The 18618-nt window shown below is 64.1% G+C and carries 25 protein-coding genes and 1 tRNA gene; 13 read left to right on the forward strand and 13 right to left on the reverse strand.

Translation table 11 applies throughout. The annotated features are described in order from the left end of the window. Positions 1-3: 3 nt before the first annotated feature. Together dapD and dapC are read right to left on the reverse strand one after the other, a co-directional pair. Positions 4-822: a 2,3,4,5-tetrahydropyridine-2,6-dicarboxylate N-succinyltransferase gene (gene dapD / locus SUTH_RS08360; protein WP_041098506.1), complete on the reverse strand. Its 819-nt coding sequence runs from the start codon at positions 820-822 to the stop codon at positions 4-6. A gap of 11 nt (positions 823-833) precedes the next feature. Then, entirely contained in the window at positions 834-2027 is a 1194-nt protein-coding gene (dapC, locus tag SUTH_RS08365) for a succinyldiaminopimelate transaminase (RefSeq protein ID WP_041101994.1), read from the reverse strand. A gap of 112 nt (positions 2028-2139) precedes the next feature. Between dapC and SUTH_RS08370 the strand changes: the two genes are divergently transcribed. The 3 genes from SUTH_RS08370 to SUTH_RS08380 are packed head-to-tail and all read left to right on the forward strand — an operon-like array spanning position 2140 to position 3740. Beyond that, positions 2140-2808 (forward strand): dienelactone hydrolase family protein, encoded by a 669-nt coding sequence (locus SUTH_RS08370; protein WP_041098508.1) that lies wholly within the window; start codon positions 2140-2142, stop codon positions 2806-2808. A gap of 12 nt (positions 2809-2820) precedes the next feature. After that, entirely contained in the window at positions 2821-3267 is a 447-nt protein-coding gene (locus SUTH_RS08375) for an ankyrin repeat domain-containing protein (protein WP_041098510.1), read from the forward strand. Beyond that, positions 3264-3740: a nucleoside 2-deoxyribosyltransferase gene (locus tag SUTH_RS08380; protein ID WP_041098512.1), complete on the forward strand. Its 477-nt coding sequence runs from the start codon at positions 3264-3266 to the stop codon at positions 3738-3740. Before SUTH_RS08375 ends, SUTH_RS08380 begins: the two co-directional genes overlap by 4 nt. Here SUTH_RS08380 and SUTH_RS08385 read toward each other — a convergent pair. Next, complete coding sequence (locus SUTH_RS08385; RefSeq protein WP_041098514.1) at positions 3715-4266, reverse strand: YaeQ family protein; 552 nt, start codon at positions 4264-4266, stop codon at positions 3715-3717. The two genes, SUTH_RS08380 and SUTH_RS08385, sit on opposite strands and share 26 nt — an antisense overlap. 62 nt (positions 4267-4328) lie before the next feature. Between SUTH_RS08385 and SUTH_RS08390 the strand changes: the two genes are divergently transcribed. Next, complete coding sequence (locus SUTH_RS08390; RefSeq protein ID WP_041098516.1) at positions 4329-5210, forward strand: arginase; 882 nt, start codon at positions 4329-4331, stop codon at positions 5208-5210. A 254-nt stretch (positions 5211-5464) separates the two neighbouring features. On the opposite strand, the gene SUTH_RS08395 is transcribed toward SUTH_RS08390, so the two are convergent. Next, positions 5465-6046: a lipid-binding SYLF domain-containing protein gene (locus SUTH_RS08395; protein ID WP_041098518.1), complete on the reverse strand. Its 582-nt coding sequence runs from the start codon at positions 6044-6046 to the stop codon at positions 5465-5467. 201 nt (positions 6047-6247) lie between these two features. Between SUTH_RS08395 and SUTH_RS08400 the strand changes: the two genes are divergently transcribed. The 5 genes from SUTH_RS08400 to SUTH_RS08415 all read left to right on the forward strand — a co-directional run bounded on the left by SUTH_RS08400 (position 6248) and on the right by SUTH_RS08415 (position 8331). Then, entirely contained in the window at positions 6248-6793 is a 546-nt protein-coding gene (locus SUTH_RS08400; RefSeq protein ID WP_041098520.1) for a hypothetical protein, read from the forward strand. Then, entirely contained in the window at positions 6790-7140 is a 351-nt protein-coding gene (locus tag SUTH_RS08405) for a nucleotidyltransferase family protein (RefSeq protein ID WP_052473454.1), read from the forward strand. The genes SUTH_RS08400 and SUTH_RS08405 overlap by 4 nt, the downstream gene beginning before the upstream one ends. Positions 7141-7237: 97 nt before the next feature. Next, on the forward strand, positions 7238-7474 hold the full coding sequence (locus SUTH_RS19330; protein WP_148312883.1) for a hypothetical protein: 237 nt from the start codon (positions 7238-7240) through the stop codon (positions 7472-7474). A gap of 21 nt (positions 7475-7495) precedes the next feature. Continuing rightward, positions 7496-7816, forward strand: a complete 321-nt coding sequence (locus tag SUTH_RS08410; RefSeq protein ID WP_171817337.1) for a hypothetical protein — start codon at positions 7496-7498, stop codon at positions 7814-7816. Further along, entirely contained in the window at positions 7813-8331 is a 519-nt protein-coding gene (locus tag SUTH_RS08415) for a protein NO VEIN domain-containing protein (RefSeq protein ID WP_041098524.1), read from the forward strand. Before SUTH_RS08410 ends, SUTH_RS08415 begins: the two co-directional genes overlap by 4 nt. A gap of 4 nt (positions 8332-8335) precedes the next feature. Here SUTH_RS08415 and SUTH_RS08420 read toward each other — a convergent pair whose 3' ends face one another. Next, complete coding sequence (locus tag SUTH_RS08420) at positions 8336-9289, reverse strand: IS1595 family transposase (protein WP_041098526.1); 954 nt, start codon at positions 9287-9289, stop codon at positions 8336-8338. A gap of 156 nt (positions 9290-9445) precedes the next feature. Between SUTH_RS08420 and SUTH_RS08425 the strand changes: the two genes are divergently transcribed. Together SUTH_RS08425 and SUTH_RS08430 are read left to right on the forward strand one after the other, a co-directional pair. Continuing rightward, positions 9446-9763, forward strand: a complete 318-nt coding sequence (locus SUTH_RS08425) for a hypothetical protein (protein ID WP_171817338.1) — start codon at positions 9446-9448, stop codon at positions 9761-9763. 2 nt (positions 9764-9765) lie between these two features. Continuing rightward, complete coding sequence (locus tag SUTH_RS08430; protein ID WP_041098528.1) at positions 9766-9921, forward strand: type I restriction-modification system subunit M N-terminal domain-containing protein; 156 nt, start codon at positions 9766-9768, stop codon at positions 9919-9921. Between the two features lie 45 nt (positions 9922-9966). Here SUTH_RS08430 and SUTH_RS08435 read toward each other — a convergent pair whose 3' ends face one another. The 7 genes from SUTH_RS08435 to SUTH_RS08465 form a co-directional block, all read right to left on the reverse strand. Next, positions 9967-10158: a hypothetical protein gene (locus tag SUTH_RS08435; RefSeq protein ID WP_041098530.1), complete on the reverse strand. Its 192-nt coding sequence runs from the start codon at positions 10156-10158 to the stop codon at positions 9967-9969. 94 nt (positions 10159-10252) lie between these two features. Then, positions 10253-10591 carry a zinc ribbon domain-containing protein YjdM gene (locus tag SUTH_RS08440; protein WP_041098532.1) on the reverse strand — a complete coding sequence of 113 codons (339 nt, stop codon included), beginning with the start codon at positions 10589-10591 and terminating at the stop codon, positions 10253-10255. 40 nt (positions 10592-10631) lie between these two features. Next, the gene (locus tag SUTH_RS08445; RefSeq protein ID WP_041098534.1) at positions 10632-11105 is read right to left on the reverse strand and encodes a hypothetical protein; all 474 of its coding nucleotides are present in this window, start codon (positions 11103-11105) and stop codon (positions 10632-10634) included. A gap of 31 nt (positions 11106-11136) precedes the next feature. After that, entirely contained in the window at positions 11137-11403 is a 267-nt protein-coding gene (locus SUTH_RS08450; protein ID WP_041098536.1) for a hypothetical protein, read from the reverse strand. 24 nt (positions 11404-11427) lie between these two features. Then, positions 11428-11619 carry a hypothetical protein gene (locus tag SUTH_RS08455; protein WP_041098538.1) on the reverse strand — a complete coding sequence of 64 codons (192 nt, stop codon included), beginning with the start codon at positions 11617-11619 and terminating at the stop codon, positions 11428-11430. 88 nt (positions 11620-11707) lie between these two features. Further along, positions 11708-11783 (reverse strand) — tRNA-Asn (locus SUTH_RS08460). A 54-nt stretch (positions 11784-11837) separates the two neighbouring features. Beyond that, on the reverse strand, positions 11838-13040 hold the full coding sequence (locus tag SUTH_RS08465) for an amino acid aminotransferase (RefSeq protein WP_041098540.1): 1203 nt from the start codon (positions 13038-13040) through the stop codon (positions 11838-11840). A 150-nt stretch (positions 13041-13190) separates the two neighbouring features. Between SUTH_RS08465 and uvrB the strand changes: the two genes are divergently transcribed. Next, a complete protein-coding gene (gene uvrB / locus SUTH_RS08470; protein ID WP_269450491.1) occupies positions 13191-15263 on the forward strand; it encodes an excinuclease ABC subunit UvrB in 2073 nt (690 codons plus the stop codon). Further along, positions 15263-15733: a low molecular weight protein-tyrosine-phosphatase gene (locus tag SUTH_RS08475; protein ID WP_041098542.1), complete on the forward strand. Its 471-nt coding sequence runs from the start codon at positions 15263-15265 to the stop codon at positions 15731-15733. The genes uvrB and SUTH_RS08475 overlap by 1 nt, the downstream gene beginning before the upstream one ends. 56 nt (positions 15734-15789) lie before the next feature. Here SUTH_RS08475 and SUTH_RS08480 read toward each other — a convergent pair whose 3' ends face one another. Next, complete coding sequence (locus tag SUTH_RS08480) at positions 15790-18585, reverse strand: Rne/Rng family ribonuclease (RefSeq protein WP_041098544.1); 2796 nt, start codon at positions 18583-18585, stop codon at positions 15790-15792. Positions 18586-18618 lie beyond the last annotated feature (33 nt).

An 18618-nucleotide genomic window follows, 5' to 3' on the forward strand; every position in this document is an offset into this window, starting at 1 on the left:
CGTTTAGTCGCGAAGCAGATCGTTGATGGCCGTCTTGGCCCGCGTCTGCGCATCCACCCGCTTGACGATGACGGCGCAATACAGGCTGTACTTGCCGTCGGCCGAGGGCAGGTTGCCGCTGACCACCACCGAGCCTTCCGGAATGCGGCCGTACATCACTTCGCCGGTGGCGCGATCGTAGATCTTGGTGCTCTGGCCAATATACACACCCATCGAGATCACGCAGTTGTCTTCGACGATGACGCCCTCGACGACTTCCGAGCGCGCGCCGACGAAGCAGTTGTCGCCGATGATGGTCGGGTTGGCCTGCAGGGGTTCCAGCACGCCGCCGATGCCGACGCCACCGGACAGATGCACGTTCTTGCCGATCTGCGCGCAGGAGCCGACGGTGGCCCAGGCATCGACCATGCTGCCTTCATCGACATAGGCGCCGATATTGACGAAGCTCGGCATCAGCACCACGTTCCTGGCGATGAAGCTGCCGCGCCGGGCGACGGCCGGCGGCACCACGCGGAAGCCGCCTTTCTGGAACATGTGCGCGTCGTAGTGGGCGAACTTGTTCGGCACCTTGTCGTAGTAGCGCATCGGGCCGCCATCCATGACCTGGTTGTCTTCGAGGCGGAAGGACAGCAGCACGGCTTTCTTGATCCACTGGTGCGTGGTCCACTGGCCGTCGATTTTCTCCGCGACGCGCAGGGCGCCCGAGTCGAGTTCGCCCAGCACATGCGCGACGGCGTCGCCGACACGCGCCGGAGCGACGCCGGGGCTCAGGTTGGCGCGGTCTTCCCACGCTTGCTCGATGATTTGCTGGAGTTCGTTCATGATGGATTCTTTCAGAGGGATAGACAAAAATCGTTGATGCGGCGCGCCGCTTCGAGGCATTCCTCGTGCGGTGCGACCAGGGCAATGCGGATGAAATCGGCGCCGGGATTGATGCCGTTCGCTTCGCGCGCGAGGTAGCTGCCCGGCAGCACCACGACATTCTTCCGGCGCAGCAGCTCGCGAGCAAATTCGGTATCGGCGATGGGCGTTTTCGCCCAGAGGTAGAAGCCGGCGTCCGGCACGCGGCAATCGAGGTGGTGGGCGATCAGCGGCGTCACCTCGTGGAACTTTTCGGCATACATGCGGCGGTTGTCACGGACATGGGCCTCGTCGTTCCAGGCCGCGATGCTGGCCGCCTGCACCGCCGGGTTCATGGCGCTGCCGTGGTAAGTGCGGTAGAGCAGGAACTTCTTCACGATGGACGCATCGCCGGCGACGAAGCCCGAGCGCAGTCCCGGCACGTTGGAACGCTTGGACAGGCTGGAGAACATCACCAGGTTGCGGTAGTCGCCGCGCCCCAGTTGCGCGGCGGCGGTGAGTCCGCCCAGCGGCGGCTTCGCCTCGTCGAAATAGATCTCCGAGTAGCACTCGTCGGAGGCGATGACAAAGCCGTGGCGATCGGAAAGCTCGAACAGGGCTTTCCACGAATCCAGCGTCATGACCTTGCCGGTCGGGTTGGCGGGGGAGCAGACATACACCAGCTGCACGTCGCGCCAGGCGGATTCCGGCAGCGCCGCCCAGTCCATCTCGAAATGGGTGTGGGGCAGGGTGTTGAGGTAGATCGGCTGCGCGCCGGCGAGCAGGGCGGCGCCTTCGTAGATCTGGTAGAACGGGTTGGGGCAGACCACTTTGGCATGGCCACCGCTGCGGTCGATCACGGTCTGGGCGAAGGCGAACAGCGCCTCGCGGGAACCATTGACCGGCAGCACCTGCGTTGCGGCATCGGGCGGGGCAACGCCGTAGCGACGCGCGATCCATGCCGCGATGGTCTGGCGCAGGGCATCCGCGCCTTGCGTGGTCGGGTAGTTGGCGAGCCCGGCGAGGTTGTCGGCCAGCGCGCGCTGGATGAAGGGCGGCGTCGCGTGCTGCGGCTCGCCGATCGACAGCTTGATCTCGCCAAGAGTCGGCGCTGGCGGTACGCCGGCGAAGAGTTGGCGCAGCTTTTCGAACGGGTAGGGCTGCAGGAGGGCGAGATCGGGATTCACGGCGCGGCAATGGGCTGAGGCAAAGACGAGCATTATACGAGAGGCCTCACTCTCGTCGATGGCAGCGGAATTCCGGTAAATTAGCAGCCCTGCAGCAGTCGAGGAGCCAGCCATGGGACAAATGATCGAATTCAAGCGACCGGACGGCAGCGCCTGCCGCGGCTATCTGGCGAATGCCGGGCAGGGCGCTCCGGGCGTGGTGGTGATCCAGGAGTGGTGGGGGCTCAACGAGCAGATCTGCGGCATTGCCGATCGCTTTGCCCGTGCCGGATTCAACGCGCTGGCGCCGGACCTGTTCCAGGGCCGCGTCACGCAGAAGCCCGACGAGGCCAGCCACCTGATGAACGGCCTCGATTTCCCCGGCGCCACACACCAGGACATTCGCGGCGCGGTCGAGCATCTGCGCGGCATGGGTAGCGGCAAGATCGCCGCCATGGGTTTCTGCATGGGTGGCGCGCTGAGCATCGCGGCGGCCGTGCATGTGCCCAAGCTCGCTGCCGCCGTGTGCTTCTATGGCATTCCGCCGCAGGAATTCGCTGATCCAGCCGCCATCCGGATCCCGTTCCAGGGCCACTTCGCCAGCAAGGACGACTGGTGCACGCCGGCCGCGGTCGACGCCCTCGAAGCCGCGATGCGGGCCAAAGGCGCGACGCCCGAAATCCATCGCTACGATGCCGACCATGCTTTCTTCAATGAGCGGCGCCCCGAGGTCTACGATGCGACCTGCGCCAAGCAGGCCTGGGAACGCACCCTGGCCTTCCTTGCCAAGAATCTCGCCTGATCCGGACCGACCATGGACCTTTCCCCCGCCGACTGGGTCAATGCCAGCCTGACCGAAGCGTTGCTGGCCCGCGAAGGGCCGCCGCTGTATGTGGCGGCCAAGCTCGGCTGCGTCGCGGCGGTGCGCGTGATGACCGAGGCCGGCACCCATCTCGAAGTGCTCGGCCCGCGGCGCGAACGCCCCTTGCACGCGGCGGCGGCCGGCGGCCATGCCAGCATCGCGGCGACGCTGGTGAGCGCCGGTTGCGAAATCGATCCGCAGGACGAGGACGGCAACACGCCGCTGATCACGGCGATCCTCCACGGTCAGGCCGGGCCGGTGGAACTGCTGCTGGCGGTCGGCGCCGACATCGAGATCATGCGTCTGGACGGGCTTACCGCAGTGGATATCGCTCTGTTGCCCGGCACCCCCCCAAATATCCAGGAACTGATGCTGCTCGGCCAGGACGAACTGGATTGAAGCTTTACCTTGCCGGTCCCGATGTGTTTCGTCCGGATGTGCGGCAGTGGGCCGAAGGTGTCCGCGCGCTGTGCCGCCGGCAGGGGCACCAGGCCCTGATCCCGCTCGACGGCATGGAGACCACGGCCGCCGGCATCTACAACAACAATCTGAAGCTGATCGGCGAGGCCGATGCGGTGCTGGCCAACCTCAACCCGTTTCGCGGCAGCGAGCCGGATTCGGGCACCTGCGTCGAGATCGGCTACGCGCTCGCGCTGGGCAAGCCGGTGATCGGCTATGCCGATGACCTGCGCCCCATGCGCGAACGCCTGGGCGCAAGCGCGCAGTCTCGCGACGCCGCTGGCTGGCGGGTGGAAAATTTCGGACTGGCCCTGAACCTGATGCTGGCGGTGCCGGTGCGTCTGGAACAGGGAGGGATCGAAGCGGCCCTGCGCGTCTTGGGCGAACCTAGCCGGCAGTCGGCGCCAGCCTGATTTCGGGTGCGATGCGCGTGCTCTGGCCATCGACGATGAACCAGAGTTCTGCTTCCTGCAACGTGCATTGCAAAGCCATGTTGCGTGCCGCCAAAGCCGCCAGCGCGGCGGAATCCTCGACCGACAGATTGATGATCGTCAGGTTGTCCTGACGCTGCAGCGCCGCCTTGTTCTGCTGCCACCACATGTCCGCGACGCGGCCGCCATAGGTCACCACCACGACCTGCCGGGCGCGCCCGCAGGCGCGGCGGATGCGCCGTTCCTCGGGCAGGCCGACCTCGATCCACAGATCGATGGCGCCGGTCAGGTCCTTGGCCCACAGGTCGGGCTCGTCCTCGGAGGACAGGCCCTTGCCGAAGCTCAGCGCCTCGTCGGCATGCATGGCGAAGGCGAGCAGGCGCACCATCATGCGTTCGTCGGTTTCCGAGGGATGCCGGGCGATGGTCAGCGCGTGGGTCTGGTAGTAGTTCCGGTCCAGATCGGCGATCTGCAGTTCGGCTTTGAAGATGGTGGATTTGAGGGCCATGATGCGCGGGGGAAACGGCGCCACATTAAACTACAGATCGGTCGCCATGGAGGCAATGAACAGTGGTCCCACGCAGGATAGCGGTGATAGGCGTCGCCAGCGGCCACGGGGCCGGCGATCCCGGCTGTCAGGACGGATCGGAAGTGGTGCGCGCGCTGCGCTTCCTGTCCGACCTCGAGACCATCGACGACGGGCTGCACTGGGACGAGCCGGTGCGGGCCGCGCAGCCGGTTCCGCGCGATCCGGTCGATGCCGTGCAGGGCGTCGTCACCCGGCTCGCCGACAGTGTCGGCGGGCATCTGGAACACGGCGACTTCCCGCTGGTGATCGGCGGCGACCATTCCTGCGCCATCGGCACCTGGTCGGGCGTCAAGCGCGTGCTCGGCGCCGAGGCGCGGCTCGGCCTGATCTGGATCGACGCCCACATGGACAGCCACACCGTCGCCACCAGCCAGACCCGGAACATTCACGGCATGCCGCTGGCCAGCCTGCTCGGCCACGGAGATCCGCGCCTGACCGGCGTGGCCGGCGCCGGAGCCAAGCTGTTGCCCGAGGATGTCTGCCTGATCGGGGTGCGCAGTTTCGAATCGGATGAGGCCGTTCTGCTGAAGCAACTCGGCGTGCGGGTCTATTTCATGCACGAGGTCCGGCGCCGCGGTTTGGCCGAAGTGTTCGCCGAGGCGCTTTCCCGGGTCGGCAGGCACACCCGCGGCTACGGCATCAGCATCGACCTGGATGCGCTCGATCCGGCCGAGGAGCCGGGTGTCGGCACGCCGGTTCCCGGCGGCCTGCTGCGTGCGGACCTGACCGACGCGCTGGCGCTCGCGCACGGCGACGAGAAACTGCTGGCCGTGGAGATCGTCGAATACAACCCCTATCGCGACGACGGCTTCGTCACCGCCCGCGCGATCCACGACCTGTGCCAGTCGCTGATCGGAATTTGACATTGCCCGCGCCGAGGCCTAGAGTGAAACTGCGTTCGACTTGAGGGCAAACTCAGGAGGAACTTAGCGCTGAAAGTCCATCCCTGATCTAGCGTTTCACCGTTCTACCTGGAGTCTTCCGGACTCAAGCCCCGATGGGCAGCGCCGATTTGAGTTTCAGCTTGCGGGCGCATTACAAGTACTGCTAAAGCGGGAGCAGAAAGCCCTTCTGGCGGAAGCGCCGAAGGGCTTTTTGCCGTCCGGCGCCGCCCCGTCTAATTCAGATCGTCGTTCTTGTAGTACTTGGTGCCCTGGATCGTCGCCTGCAAGGCGAGTCCGTTTTCCGTCAGCTGATACAGGCTGACGCCCGGCGCCACCGTGATTGCGCCCGCCGCCGCGCCGCCTTTCTCGCCCGCCTTGGCCGCGGCATCCGCCTGCGCGCTGGCTTCCCAGCCGCTGTTGACGAAGCTCTTCAAGCCGTCGGCGCTGGCGAAGACGAAGACACCGCGAAAATCCTTGACGCCGAGGCCGATGCCTATCCCGCCCGACACCATTTTCATGAAAACGTCGCGCCCGGTCTTGTTGTCATGCGCCACGCCCGAGCCGCCGGCCGCCGAAAGAAAAATCAGGTTGATGCCGACGTTGCTGAACACCGCGTAGCCCGCCGCCTTCTGGATATGCTGCCGCGCGCCGGGATGCACCTTGTACAGATGCGCCAGCGTTTGCTGACGCATCTTGCGGATTTCGCCGCGCTGTTCCTCGGCGGAGGCGGCGAAGCTCAGTCCCGCATGGCCACAGAGAATGGTGAACGCGGCAAGTGCGGCAACGATGTTCGGGCGGGCGAGGTGGAGGCGCATGAGTTTTCCTGTTGCAGAAAGGACAGACGGCCATGGTAAACGGAAATTGCGCGTGGGTGAGCGCACAAGGGAGGGCTATCCGCCGTCCCGCCAGCGCCGACTTTCGCAATTCGCGAAATGAGAATCCATAGGTAAACATCTTGCCTTTCAAAGAAGTAATCCGTATATTCGCTATTTGCAAATAGCGAATATGGTGTCGCCATGTACCGCTCCAAGTCGAATCCACAAGTCGTGCTCCGTCCTCAGGATCTGGTGGTTCTGCTGCGCTTGTCGCTTGAACAGGGCATGCCACCGACCTATGCGGTGCTGGGCGGGGAACTCGGTCTGACCGCCTCCGAGGTGCATGCCGGCCTGGAGCGTGCGGCGTCTGCGCAGTTGGCGCGCAAGGATGCGGCGGGCAAGGCAACGGTGGTGCGCGAGGCCTTGCGGATGTTCGTCCAGCACGGGGCGCGCTACTGTTTCCCCGCCATGCGGGGCGAAATGACGCGCGGCATGCCGACGAGTTACGCGGCGGCGCCATTGAGAGACCTGATCATGCAGCCCAACGAACCGCCGCCGGTCTGGCCGCACAAGGCCGGCAGCGTGCGCGGCGCGGCTTTCTATCCCTTGTATCCGACGGTGCCCGACGCGGCGACCCGCAATCCGGCGCTGTATGAACTGCTGGTGCTGTTCGACGCGGTGCGCGGCGGCAGCCCGCGCGAACGCGCCATCGCGCTGCAATTGCTCGACGAGCGCCTGACGTCATGAATCCCAACGATCCCAATGTGGTGATGATGGAACTGGTGGCCGAGCGGCTGGGCGATGGATTGCGCGAAGAGTTGGTCTTCCTGGGCGGTGCCGTGACCGGTCTGCTGATGACTGATCCGGCGCAGCCGGCCATCCGCCCGACCGAGGATGTGGACCTGATTGTCCGGGCCACGGTCCGCGCCGACTATGCGCATGTGGAAAAAGCCTTGCGCGCACAGGGCTTCGTCAACGACATCAGCAAGGATGCTCCGATCTGTCGCTGGCGCGTCGGCGCGGTGACGGTCGATGTGATGCCGACCCTGAAGGAAATTCTGGGCTTTTCGAATGGCTCTTTTCGGCTTAGGTAGTATGACCCGTTTGTCGCTAGGCGATTTGACATCAAGACTCATCCCTGTGAAGGTGATATAAATAAAGCAGCGGGCATCAGCCTGAATGGGAGGGAGAATGGAAACCCTAGTCAGAAAGGGACGCACTGCACAAGAAAAAACAGTGACTCTCGCGCGGGCCAAGTGCGTCTCATCCAAACGTGTGGACCATTCAGCTGTTGTTGAATCTTTGCGGGCAGACTATCCATGGGTCCGCGCGGTGATGGACGACCCCTCGCTGATGGAAGGGAAACACGAACCTGTCGATCTTGGGCCGCTTGATGAACTGCAAGAGTTCATTTTCGGCAGCAAGTGATTGAACTGATGATGGGTTGCCGTGGCAGGAAATAAACAAAACGTCTTTCGACTCGTTTCACAGGATTTCGTGGAACAGGCAAAGACGGACATTCCGAAAGCCGAATGGCCGGAGGCTGTTCAAGCCTTGTCGTCGCTAGCGGCGAATGGCGGGATTGCGAATATTGATGCATACATCATCGTCAAGCTCAATGCGGCTCATACTTTCGTCATTCTTCCATTTACCTCTTCCACGGTCGGGGTGGGGCTGTTGAACTCCAATGGAAAAGTCATGCTGCATGAATTGATTGCCAGAGGTGGCCAAGACTTGCGGAATCGCTTGCAGGCGGTCGGTTTCTTTTGAAGACCCGCGTCTCCAACGAACGGAAGAACCTCAACCGGCTGGCCGGCGAGTTCCTCGTCGCCTCGCGGCTGACGCAACGCGGCCACATGGTCACGCTCCAATGGGGGACGACCATCGGCTACGACATTCTCGCCTTCGACAAGGCCGGACACGTCGCCTTCATCGAGGTGAAGACCGCAGCCCAGACCTCGAAGCGGTGGATCCTCCAAGCCAAATACGCGACCCCGGAGAACGACCGCATCCCCTTGGAGCGCAGGTTCGTCTGCTGCGTCGACATGGCCGACGGCAACCCGAACCCCGACGTGTATGTCTTCCCCGCCAAGGTCGTCGCGGAGGGCATGCACTACTTCTTCGGCGGCAGGTTCCCCAACAGCACGAGCTACCACCTGTCGCTCGACTTCAAGCCGCAGGGCCGCACCAAGGAAGAGGGAATCCAGACGGTCGGCGACCGCATCGACGCCGCGTCCTACCTCGACGCGTGGCACCTGCTCGGGATCGAGCCGGTCGTCGGCTGACCCGTCAGCCCAGAGCTGCCCGCAGCAGGCGGCGGGCCTTGCCGGACTTCTTGTCGGCGTCGAGCCAGCGGTGCCAGCCGAGGTAGCTTTGGAGGTATTTCGTCGCCACGCCCTTGAACGGGAACATCCAGCCCTTCAACCGTTCGTCATAGGCGTTCACGTTGTTGATGTGGGCCAGCCCGGAGGTCTTGTGCCCCTTGTTCGCGGGGATGCCCTTCACGGCGACGCCGTGGGCCTTGCCGAGGGTCTTGTAGGCCGACGCCCCGTCCGTCATCAGCATCGCGTCCTTGGTGAGCCTCGGCATCAGGACGGGTTCCAAGTCCTTGGCCTTCGTCGATTTGACCACCTTCGAGAGCGTCGCGCCGGAGGCGCGGTCGCGCGCGACCAGCACCGGGACCTGCTCCTTGGACAGGCCGCGCGAGGCGGCCGGAGTGCCGCGCTTCTTCGATGGACGCGGAAGCCCCGAACGCTGCCCCTTGAACGACTCGCGGAAGAAGGTTTCGTCGGCCTCGACGATCCCGGCCAGTTGCTCCGGCTGCCTGTCGGCCAGCAGCCGCAGGAAGCGGTGCCGCCAGCGGAACGCGGTCTCCCACGACACGCCGAGCCGCTCCGCCGTCTTCGGGATGCTCAATCGCGCCGCCATGCAGCGGGCGTTCTCGATGTGCTTCTCCGACATCCGCAGCCGGGCCAGCGGCGTTCCCGTCAGGGCGTTGAAGCTCTTGCCGCAAATTTCAGCCTTGCACTTGTATCGCCTGCGTCCGCCCTTGCTTCCCGCTTTGGCGATGTCCTTCGATCCGCAGTGCGGGCAGGCCTCGACGCTCTCCTCCTTCTCTTGGAGAACGACCGATCCTTCGACCCGTCCTTCGCGGCGGGCGAGCACTTTCTTGACCTTGCTGATTTCCTCGGCGTCGAGCGACTCGATCTGGCCGAGAAGTTTTTCGATTTCCGTCCGTTTCATGCCTGTGTTGTCGTTGTTTTCTATACGATATACATAACGCACGACAAATCAAAGCGTTGACGAATTTCCACTACTCAACCAGAAAAGAGCCTTTCGAATCGCTGGTATCCCCTCGCACTGGCGACCGCCTGCAAAACGCCCTTGCCGAGCGGAATGGTGATTCGGCTGATTACGGCGCCGGTGTTCGTTGCGACCAAATTCGAAGCCTTCGCCGACCGCGGAAATAATGACTATCTCTTCAGTCACGATCTGGGCGACCTGATATCGGTGATCGACGGGCGCGATGAACTCATGGCCGAGTGCCGTCAGCTTGATGATGAGCTGAAGGACTATCTGCGCGACTGGGTGGGCCGTCTGCTCGCGACGCCGGCATTTCTCGAAGCCCTGCCTGGGCACCTGCCGGGCGATGCCGCCAGCCAGGCACGTCTGCCCGATCTTGAAGACAAACTGCGCCTGCTGGCAAAACTGGATTGACCATGAACGCATCCACCCTCGTCCAGAAACTCTGGAACTACTGCAACGTGCTGCGCGACGACGGCATGTCGTATGGCGATTACGTCGAGCAGCTGACTTACCTGCTGTTCCTTAAGATGGCCGACGAGCGTTTGAACGGCGACGACGACGCGGCATGAGACCTTCGGGCTGTTGATTCACGGCTGGGGAATGCCGGGGAGCCTTCAGCTCAGCGGCACTGCCACGCATGTCGAGCCCTTCCTGTAATTCGGCAGCGCCTTCTTGCAGGCGCGCAGGTCGTTGAAGACGGTTGCCGAGACCATGCCGCTGCTTGACACGACCTTCCACACCATCTGCTCCGCAATCGCCAGCGAGCTCGCTGCCGCAAGCAGCAGCACCATGGATAGCTTCTTCATTTGAATTCCTTCCGGTTTCGGGGGGGCAACGAACGCACTATCCACCCCGGCGAATACCGGATCAAGTGTCGCCGAATGACGACACTTCCGCGGCCTAAACCTTCTTCACGAACTCCGATTTCAGCGACATTGCGCCGATGCCGTCGATCTTGCAGTCGATGTCGTGGTCGCCGTCGACCAGGCGGATGTTCTTCACCTTGGTGCCGACCTTGACCACCGACGAGGAGCCCTTGATCTTGAGGTCCTTGATCACGGTCACGGTATCGCCGTCCTGCAGCACGTTGCCATTGGAGTCGCGGATCACGCGGCCTTCATCGGTGCTTGCCGCAGCCTGTTTGGGCCACTCGTGGGCGCATTCCGGGCAGACGTAGTTTTCGCCGTCTTCGTAGGTGAATTCGGAACTGCATTGGGGGCACTTGGGCAGGGAGCTCATGGCGGGTTTCCTGTGGTGATGTCTGCGGGACGGCGCTTGCCTATCGCGGTGCGGGAACCCTGCGCCAGCGGCCTTCCGCCTTGAAGTGACGATCGAGCTTGGGTTTCGGCATCAGGAGATTCTTGCCCGGGGCTTTTCGCGTGGCTTTGTGCGCCTGGATGGCGGCGACGAGTTGCTCCGGGGGCAGATCGATGGGGGCGCAGTGTTCCGTCGGGTTGTGGGCGGCGAGACTGCTCCTGACGCCGATGATGAGCTCTTCGGTATCGGCCTTCTTCCGCTGCTTTGCCATGATTGCGTGGCCCGCGGGTGTCAGCCCGAAGCGGCCCTCCGCGGCACTGATCAGGCCAAGGGTGGAGAGCCGCTGGATGGCTTCCCCCAGTTTTTCGACGAAGGGAATCGAGCCTTGCAGCAGATCGGCGGCGGCTACGATCTCGACCAGTTCCGCGGGCCGTCGCTTCGATGACAGCGTCGTGGCCATCAGGATGATTGCGTCGATATCGTGGACGGGGCGCATCGGCTGACCTTTTTGAATTGAGCTGCGAGTGCTACTGCCGGGAGGCATCGCCCGGCAGGACGGTTTTCGTTTCCACGACGTATTCCTCGACCACGACGGCCTCGCCGTCGATCACCTGGCCGCCCGTCGGCGCCTGCGCCTGCATGGTCTGGCGCAGCTTGCGCGTCTTCCACCAGACGTAGGCCCACAGTGCCAGGCCAAGCACGGCGACGATGGCGAACACCACCACCGATGCCATGAATCCGAGAATCAGCAGGATCGCGCCGGCGAGCAGCGCAAATGCCTTCCTGAGCATCATGGGTCGTGCCTGGCGCGACCTTCTCTACTGGTCGATGCCGACGATGTCGTCCGGCTCGAATTCGTCCGGCACCGTGCCGTCGCCGATGCCGGTGACCATGGCGGCGAGGGTGTCGCTCTGCTTGACGAAGTATTCCGCGCTGATCGGGTCGTAGAAACGCTGGCCGATGGCAACTTCGCCGAATTTGATGCGCTGGAGGGTAGGTCGGGTTGTCATGCGGACTCGATCAAAAAGTGGTCAAAGTGAAATGCAAAAAGCCCAACCGGGACGGTTGGGCTAAGTGCAAGAACCACAACAAGAATTCTGGCTCCTCGACCTGGGCTCGAACCAGGGACCTACGGATTAACAGTCCGGCGCTCTACCAACTGAGCTATCGAGGAATATTCAAGAGGCGCGGATTATAGCCGTGCCTGTTTTTGCCTGCAACAGCTTTGTTACTTCTTCAGCACCGCGGCGATGGCCTTGGCGACGTAGTCGATGTTGCGCGTATTGAGCGCGGCGACGCAGATGCGGCCGGTGCTGACGGCGTAGATGCCGAACTCGGCGCGCAGCTTTTCCACCTGCTCGGCGGTGAGGCCGGTGTAGCTGAACATGCCGCGCTGGACCTTGATGAAGTCGAAGCCCGTGGCACCGGCGGCGGCGAGCTTGTCGACCAGGCTGTTGCGCATGGCGCGGATGCGCTCGCGCATGCCGGCCAGTTCGTCTTCCCATTGCTGGCGCAGCTCGGGGCTGGAGAGCACGGCGGCCACCACGGCGCCGCCATGGGTGGGCGGGTTGGAATAGTTGGTGCGGATCACGCGCTTGACCTGCGACAGCACGCGGGCCGATTCGTCCTTGCCGGCGGTGACGATGGTCAGCGCGCCGACGCGCTCGCCGTAGAGCGAGAAGGATTTGCTGAAGCTGCTGGAAACCACGAACTGCAGGCCGGAGGCGGCGAACAGGTCGAGCGCGACGGCGTCGGGCTTGATGCCGTCGGCGAAGCCCTGGTAGGCCATGTCGATGAAGGCGACGAGGTCGCGCTGCTTGACCAGTTCGACGACTTCCTTCCACTGGGCGGCCGAGAGGTCGGCGCCAGTGGGGTTGTGGCAGCAGGCATGCAGGACGACGACGGACTTGGCCGGCATCGCCGCGAGCGCAGCCTTCATGCCGGCGAAATTGACGCCGCGCGTGGCTGCATCGTAGTAGGCGTAGTTCTCGACCGTGAAGCCGGCCGATTCGAACAGGGCGCGATGGTTTTCCCAGCTCGGGTCGCTGATGTAGACCTTGGCCTCGGGCAGCAGGCGCTTCAGGTAATCGGCGCCGACCTTCAGCGCGCCGGTGCCGCCCAGGCATTCGCAGGTGATGGCGCGGCCGGCGGCGAGCAGTTCGGAGTCCTTGCCGAACAGCAGGTTCTGCACCGCGTTGTTGTAGGCGGGGATGCCTTCGATGGGCTGGTAGCCGCGCGCCGGCTGGGTTTCCAGGCGGGCCTTCTCAGCGGTCTTGACCGCGGCCAGCAGCGGAATCTTGCCGTCGTCACCGAAATAGACGCCGACGCCGAGGTTCACCTTGTTCGGGTTGGTGTCGGCGTTGAAGGCTTCGTTGAGGCCGAGGATGGGGTCGCGGGGTGCCATTTCTACGGCGGCGAAGATCGAGCTCATGAGTACTCCGGATGCGGTAAAGGTGGAAAGTCGGCGCTGGCGGGACGGCGATTTGGGTCCCGGCGCGAAGCGCGCAATAATACCGCAACGGCCGACTCGATTCGATCAGGAATTTGTCGGCTTTCCATAAGTAAATAAATGGGTTAGCCAGTGGCCGAAATTCATGAACTGAAGGGCAGGGTGGTCGAGTTTCCGGGCAGCCCGTGGCGCTTGCACCAGCCCTTTCCGCCGGCGGGCGACCAGCCCGAGGCGATCCGCCTGCTGACCGAGGGCATCGCTGACGGTCTGTCCTTCCAGACCCTGCTCGGCGTCACCGGCTCGGGCAAGACCTACACCATGGCCAACGTCATCGCTCGCCTGGGCCGCCCGGCGCTGGTGCTGGCGCCGAACAAGACCCTGGCGGCGCAGCTCTACTCGGAGTTCCGCGAGTTCTTTCCGGAGAACGCGGTAGAGTATTTCGTTTCCTATTACGACTACTACCAGCCCGAGGCCTACGTGCCGTCGCGCGACTTGTTCATCGAGAAGGATTCCTCGATCAACGAGCACATCGAGCAGATGCGCCTGTCGGCGACCAAGAGCCTGCTGGAGCGGCGCGACGTGGTGATTGTATGTACGGTGTCGGCGATCTACGGCATCGGCGATCCGGTCGATTACCACAGCATGATCCTGCACCTGCGCACCGGCGAGAAGATCGGCCAGCGCGAGGTCATCCGTCGCCTGACGGAAATGCAGTACGAGCGCAACGAGATGGATTTCAAGCGCGGCGTGTATCGCGTGCGCGGCGACGTGATCGACATCTTTCCCGCGGAGAACGCCGAAAGCGCGGTGCGCATCACGCTGTTCGACGACGAGCTGGAATCGATCACGCTGTTCGACCCCCTGACCGGCCACACGCGGCAGAAGCTCGGCCGCTTCACGGTGTTTCCATCGAGCCATTACGTCACGCCGCGCGCCACGGTGCTGAAAGCGGTGGAGGCGATCAAGGCCGAATTGCGCCAGCGCATCGAATTCTTCCAGCGCGAGCAGAAGCTGGTGGAGTGCCAACGGATCGAGCAGCGCACCCGCTTCGACCTCGAAATGCTCGACCAGCTGGGCTTCTGCAAGGGCATCGAGAATTACTCGCGGCACCTGTCGGGGCGCCAGCCCGGCGAGCCGCCGCCGACGCTCTACGACTACCTGCCGAATGATGCGATCATGTTCGTCGATGAATCGCATGTGACGATTCCGCAAGTGGGCGGCATGTACAAGGGCGACCGCTCGCGCAAGGAAAACCTTGTCGATTACGGCTTTCGCCTGCCCTCGGCGCTGGACAACCGGCCGCTGAAGTTCGACGAGTTCGAGAAGCTGATGCCGCAGACCGTGTTTGTTTCGGCAACGCCCGCGGCCTACGAGGAGGCGCATCAGGGCCAGGTGGTCGAGCAACTGGTGCGGCCGACCGGCCTGGTCGATCCGGTGGTCGAGGTGCGGCCGGCCAGCACCCAGGTCGACGACCTGCTCGCCGAATGCAAGAAGCGCATCGCCGTCGGCGAGCGGGTGCTGGTGACGACGCTGACCAAGCGTCTGGCGGAGCAACTGACCGAGTATCTCAACGACAACGGCATCAAGGTGCGCTACCTGCATTCGGACATCGACACCGTGGAACGGGTCGAGATCATCCGCGACCTGCGGCTGGGCGAGTTCGATGTGCTGGTCGGCATCAACCTGCTGCGCGAAGGCCTGGACATTCCCGAGGTCTCGCTGGTGGCGATCCTCGACGCCGACAAGGAAGGCTTCCTGCGCTCGACGCGCTCGCTGATCCAGACCATGGGCCGTGCCGCGCGCCACCTCAACGGCACGGCCATTCTTTACGCCGACCGGATCACCGATTCGATGCAGCGGGCGATGGGCGAAACCGCGCGGCGGCGGGCGAAGCAGCTGGCGCACAACGAGGCGATGGGCATCACCCCGATCGGCGTCAAGAAGCGCATCAAGGACATCATCGACGGCGTATATGATGCCGACACCGCGGTGCGCGAGCTGAAGGCGGCACAGGAAGCGGCGCGCTACGAGGTAATGAGCGAGAAGGACTTGTCGCGCGAGATCAGGCGGCTGGAGAAGGCCATGCAGGAGCATGCGAAGAACCTGGAATTCGAAGAGGCGGCGGCGGCGCGCGACGAACTGTTTCGCATCCAGCACCTTGCCTTCGGCGGCGAGGCCCACGACGCACCGGGAGATGCCGTCTGATGACCCACAGGATTCTCTTTGTCTGCACCGGAAACATCTGCCGTTCGCCGACGGCGGAAGGCGTGGCGCGCGGCCTCGCGGCGAAGCACGGCGTGGATCAGCTGTTCGAGTTCGATTCGGCCGGTACCCATGGCTACCATGTCGGCGATCCGCCCGATCCGCGCACCGTGGCGGCAGCGAAGCGGCGTGGCTACGATCTGTCACCCTTGCGCGCGCGACGGGTGACGGAGTTCGATTTCATCAGCTTCGATCACGTGCTGGCGATGGATCGCGAGCATCTGGAGATTCTTCAGCGCGCCTGTCCGGCGCCGCATCGGCACAAGCTGCGACTGTTTCTCGAGTACGGTGAGCGTTTCGATGAGGACGAAGTTCCCGATCCTTACTACGGCGGCGCCCAGGGTTTCGAACAGGTGCTCGACCTGGTCGAGGATGCAGCGACCCACCTCATACTGGCGCTGAGCGCCAGATAGAAAAAGGGCGCCTTGCCCTGCGGCAAGACGCCCTTTTCTGCTGCTTATGGCGAAGCTCAGTTGTTCTTGGTTTCCACCATCTGCAGCGGTTCGTTGACAATCACCGGCGCCGGCTTGGGCTTGCGGCCCAGCGGCTGTGCCGGCGCGAACGTGTCGGCGGGCGGTGCGGCATGGCTGGTTTCGATCATGACCAGACCGGCCTGCTGCAGCGATCCGGAAAGATCCACCGGGGTGGGCTTCGGTGCCGGCGGAACGATGATCGGTTCGGCGGCGGGCGCCGGAGCCGGTGCGGCCACGACGACCGGCAACGGAACGGGTTCCGCAACCATTACCGCGGTGGTGGCAACCGGCGCTACCGGTTCGACGACCGGAGTCGGCGGCGGCGCCACGGCGGCTGCGGGCGCTGCTGCCACCTCGACTTCGGGTGCGATTACTGCCGCAGCGACAGGCGCCGCCGCCATTACGGGTACTGGCTCGAAGGCTTGCACGGGAGCCGGCTGCGGGATGGCGGCTTCCGTTGCGGCCGGAGCGAACGCGTCAGCTTGAACGGGTGCGAATCCGGCTGCTGCGGTTGCCATGGCTTCCGGTGCGCTGCCTTCCTCGCCACGACCACGGCCACGGCCGCGACCGCGACTTCTGCGGCCGCTGCGGGCTTCGCCTTCCTGGCCTGCGCCCTGAGCTCCGGCGTTACCGGGGGTTATGCCTCTGGCGACGCCAGAGGCGGTATCCCCTGCGGACGGCGCTGGCGACACGGCGTTTTGCGCAGCGTTGGTGTCACCACGCGGAGCGCGCGGCTCTCTGGGTTCCCTGGGCTCCTTGGGCTCGCGTGGCGGACGCGGTTCACGGGCCTCTCTCGGCTCGCGCGGCTCCTTCTGCTCACGCGGCTCGTTGCGGCCGTCGCGCGGGCGACGGTTGCCGCCTTCGCCTTGCGTTTCGTCGCGTTTGCCTTGCTGGGGGCGCTGCGCTTGATCGCCGCGTTCTTTGCGTTCGCTGCCATCGCGGTTGCCGCGACCGTTGCGGTCGCGACCACCGCGACCACCTTCGCGATTGCCATCGCGGCCGCGGTCGCGTCCACCTTCACGGCGCGGTTGACGGTCGGCTTTCTCGGCGGGAGCGGCCGGCGCTGGCGCCTGCGTGCCTCCGCTGAAAAAGGACATGATCTTGCTGAAGAAGCCGCCATTGCTGGCGGGAGCAGCCTGGGCGACGGGCGTAGCGGCTTTCGGCTCGACGATCGGCGCCGGCTGGTCGGGGGTGATGCCCCTGACTGCGGCTTCGACCTTGACGGGCTTGGCTTCGGCGTTGGCCGACGGTGGCTGGTAGGCCTCTTCGATCGGCTTCTCCGCCATCTGGTAACTGGCCAGCACGGCGCCTTCGGCATTCAGCTGGTCATGGCGCAGACGGATAATTTCATGTGCCGGCGTTTCCAGGTGACGATTGGGTACGATCACCAGATTGACACGGTGGCGCATCTCGATGCGCGAGATATCGACGCGTTTTTCGTTGAGCAAGAAGGTGCCGACATCCACCGGCACCTGGCAGTGCAGCGCGCCGGTGTTTTCCTTCATGGCTTCCTCTTCGAGGATGCGCAGGATGTGCAGCGCGGCGGATTCGGTGCTGCGGATGTGGCCGGTGCCGGTGCAGCGCGGGCAGGTGATGTAGCTGGTCTCGGCGAGCGCCGGACGCAGGCGCTGGCGCGAGAGTTCGAGCAGGCCGAAGCGCGAGATCTTGCCGGTCTGGACGCGGGCGCGGTCGAAATGCAGGGCGTCGCGCAGGCGATTCTCGACTTCGCGCTGGTTCTTGGCCGATTCCATGTCGATGAAGTCGATCACGATCAGGCCGCCGAGGTCGCGCAGGCGCAACTGGCGGGCGATTTCGTCGGCGGCTTCGCAGTTGGTGCGCAGCGCCGTTTCCTCGATGTCGCTGCCCTTGGTGGCGCGGCCGGAGTTCACGTCGACCGAAACCAGCGCTTCGGTATGGTCGATGACGATGGCGCCACCCGAAGGCAGCGTGACCTGGCGCGAATAGGCGGATTCGATCTGGTGCTCGATCTGGAAGCGCGAGAACAGCGGCACGTCGTCGTGGTAGCGCTTGACGCGATTGACCGTGCCCGGCATCACGTGCGCCATGAACTGCTGCGCCTGTTCGAAGATGTCGTCGGTGTCGATCAGGATCTCGCCGATTTCTGCGTGGAAGTAGTCGCGGATGGCGCGGATCACCAGGCTGGATTCCTGATAGATCAGGAAGGCGCCGCTCTGGGCCTTGGCGGCGCCGTCGATGGCGGTCCACAGTTGCAGCAGGTAGTTGAGGTCCCACTGCAGTTCTTCGAGGCTGCGGCCGATACCGGCGGTGCGGGCGATCAGGCTGGTGCCGTTGGGCACCACCAGCTGGTCCATGACTTCGCGCAGTTCCTGGCGGTCCTCGCCCTCGATGCGGCGCGAAACGCCGCCGCCACGCGGATTGTTGGGCATCAGCACCAGATAGCGGCCGGCCAGCGAGACATAGGTGGTCAGCGCCGCGCCCTTGTTGCCGCGCTCGTCCTTTTCGACCTGGACGATGAGTTCCTGGCCGTTGCTGAGGACGTCCTGGATGCGCGCCTTGCCGGCATCGACGCCGGGCTTGAAATAGGTGCGGGAAATTTCCTTGAACGGCAGGAAGCCGTGACGCTCGGCGCCATAGTCCACGAAGGCAGCTTCGAGGCTGGGCTCGATGCGGGTAATGACCGCCTTGTAGATGTTGCTCTTGCGCTGTTCCTTGTTGGCTGATTCGATGTCGAGGTCAATCAGTTTCTGACCATCGACGATCGCGACGCGGAGTTCCTCAGCCTGCGTCGCATTGAAAAGCATGCGTTTCATGTGTGCTCCCGCGCGCATTCAAGCCAGGCGGGC

Origin of the sequence: Sulfuritalea hydrogenivorans sk43H (assembly GCF_000828635.1) — a bacterium.
In the GTDB taxonomy this organism is placed as follows: Bacteria; Pseudomonadota; Gammaproteobacteria; order Burkholderiales; family Rhodocyclaceae; genus Sulfuritalea; species Sulfuritalea hydrogenivorans.

Bases quoted from the DNA above. Each gene is read 5' to 3' on its own strand.
- SUTH_RS08450 (WP_041098536.1), bottom strand. From the start codon at position 11,403: ATGATGCTCAGGAAGGCATTTGCGCTGCTCGCCGGCGCGATCCTGCTG.
- SUTH_RS08395 (WP_041098518.1), bottom strand. From the start codon at position 6,046: ATGCGCCTCCACCTCGCCCGCCCGAACATCGTTGCCGCACTTGCCGCG.
- SUTH_RS08455 (WP_041098538.1), bottom strand. From the start codon at position 11,619: ATGACAACCCGACCTACCCTCCAGCGCATCAAATTCGGCGAAGTTGCC.
- SUTH_RS08375 (WP_041098510.1), top strand. From the start codon at position 2,821: ATGGACCTTTCCCCCGCCGACTGGGTCAATGCCAGCCTGACCGAAGCG.
- SUTH_RS19330 (WP_148312883.1), top strand. From the start codon at position 7,238: ATGGAAACCCTAGTCAGAAAGGGACGCACTGCACAAGAAAAAACAGTG.
- SUTH_RS08370 (WP_041098508.1), top strand. From the start codon at position 2,140: ATGGGACAAATGATCGAATTCAAGCGACCGGACGGCAGCGCCTGCCGC.
- SUTH_RS08465 (WP_041098540.1), bottom strand. From the start codon at position 13,040: ATGAGCTCGATCTTCGCCGCCGTAGAAATGGCACCCCGCGACCCCATC.
- SUTH_RS08475 (WP_041098542.1), top strand. From the start codon at position 15,263: ATGACCCACAGGATTCTCTTTGTCTGCACCGGAAACATCTGCCGTTCG.
- SUTH_RS08435 (WP_041098530.1), bottom strand. From the start codon at position 10,158: ATGAAGAAGCTATCCATGGTGCTGCTGCTTGCGGCAGCGAGCTCGCTG.
- dapD (WP_041098506.1), bottom strand. From the start codon at position 822: ATGAACGAACTCCAGCAAATCATCGAGCAAGCGTGGGAAGACCGCGCC.
- SUTH_RS08440 (WP_041098532.1), bottom strand. From the start codon at position 10,591: ATGAGCTCCCTGCCCAAGTGCCCCCAATGCAGTTCCGAATTCACCTAC.
- SUTH_RS08445 (WP_041098534.1), bottom strand. From the start codon at position 11,105: ATGCGCCCCGTCCACGATATCGACGCAATCATCCTGATGGCCACGACG.
- SUTH_RS08405 (WP_052473454.1), top strand. From the start codon at position 6,790: ATGAATCCCAACGATCCCAATGTGGTGATGATGGAACTGGTGGCCGAG.
- SUTH_RS08400 (WP_041098520.1), top strand. From the start codon at position 6,248: ATGTACCGCTCCAAGTCGAATCCACAAGTCGTGCTCCGTCCTCAGGAT.
- SUTH_RS08420 (WP_041098526.1), bottom strand. From the start codon at position 9,289: ATGAAACGGACGGAAATCGAAAAACTTCTCGGCCAGATCGAGTCGCTC.
- SUTH_RS08385 (WP_041098514.1), bottom strand. From the start codon at position 4,266: ATGGCCCTCAAATCCACCATCTTCAAAGCCGAACTGCAGATCGCCGAT.
- SUTH_RS08430 (WP_041098528.1), top strand. From the start codon at position 9,766: ATGAACGCATCCACCCTCGTCCAGAAACTCTGGAACTACTGCAACGTG.
- SUTH_RS08480 (WP_041098544.1), bottom strand. From the start codon at position 18,585: ATGAAACGCATGCTTTTCAATGCGACGCAGGCTGAGGAACTCCGCGTC.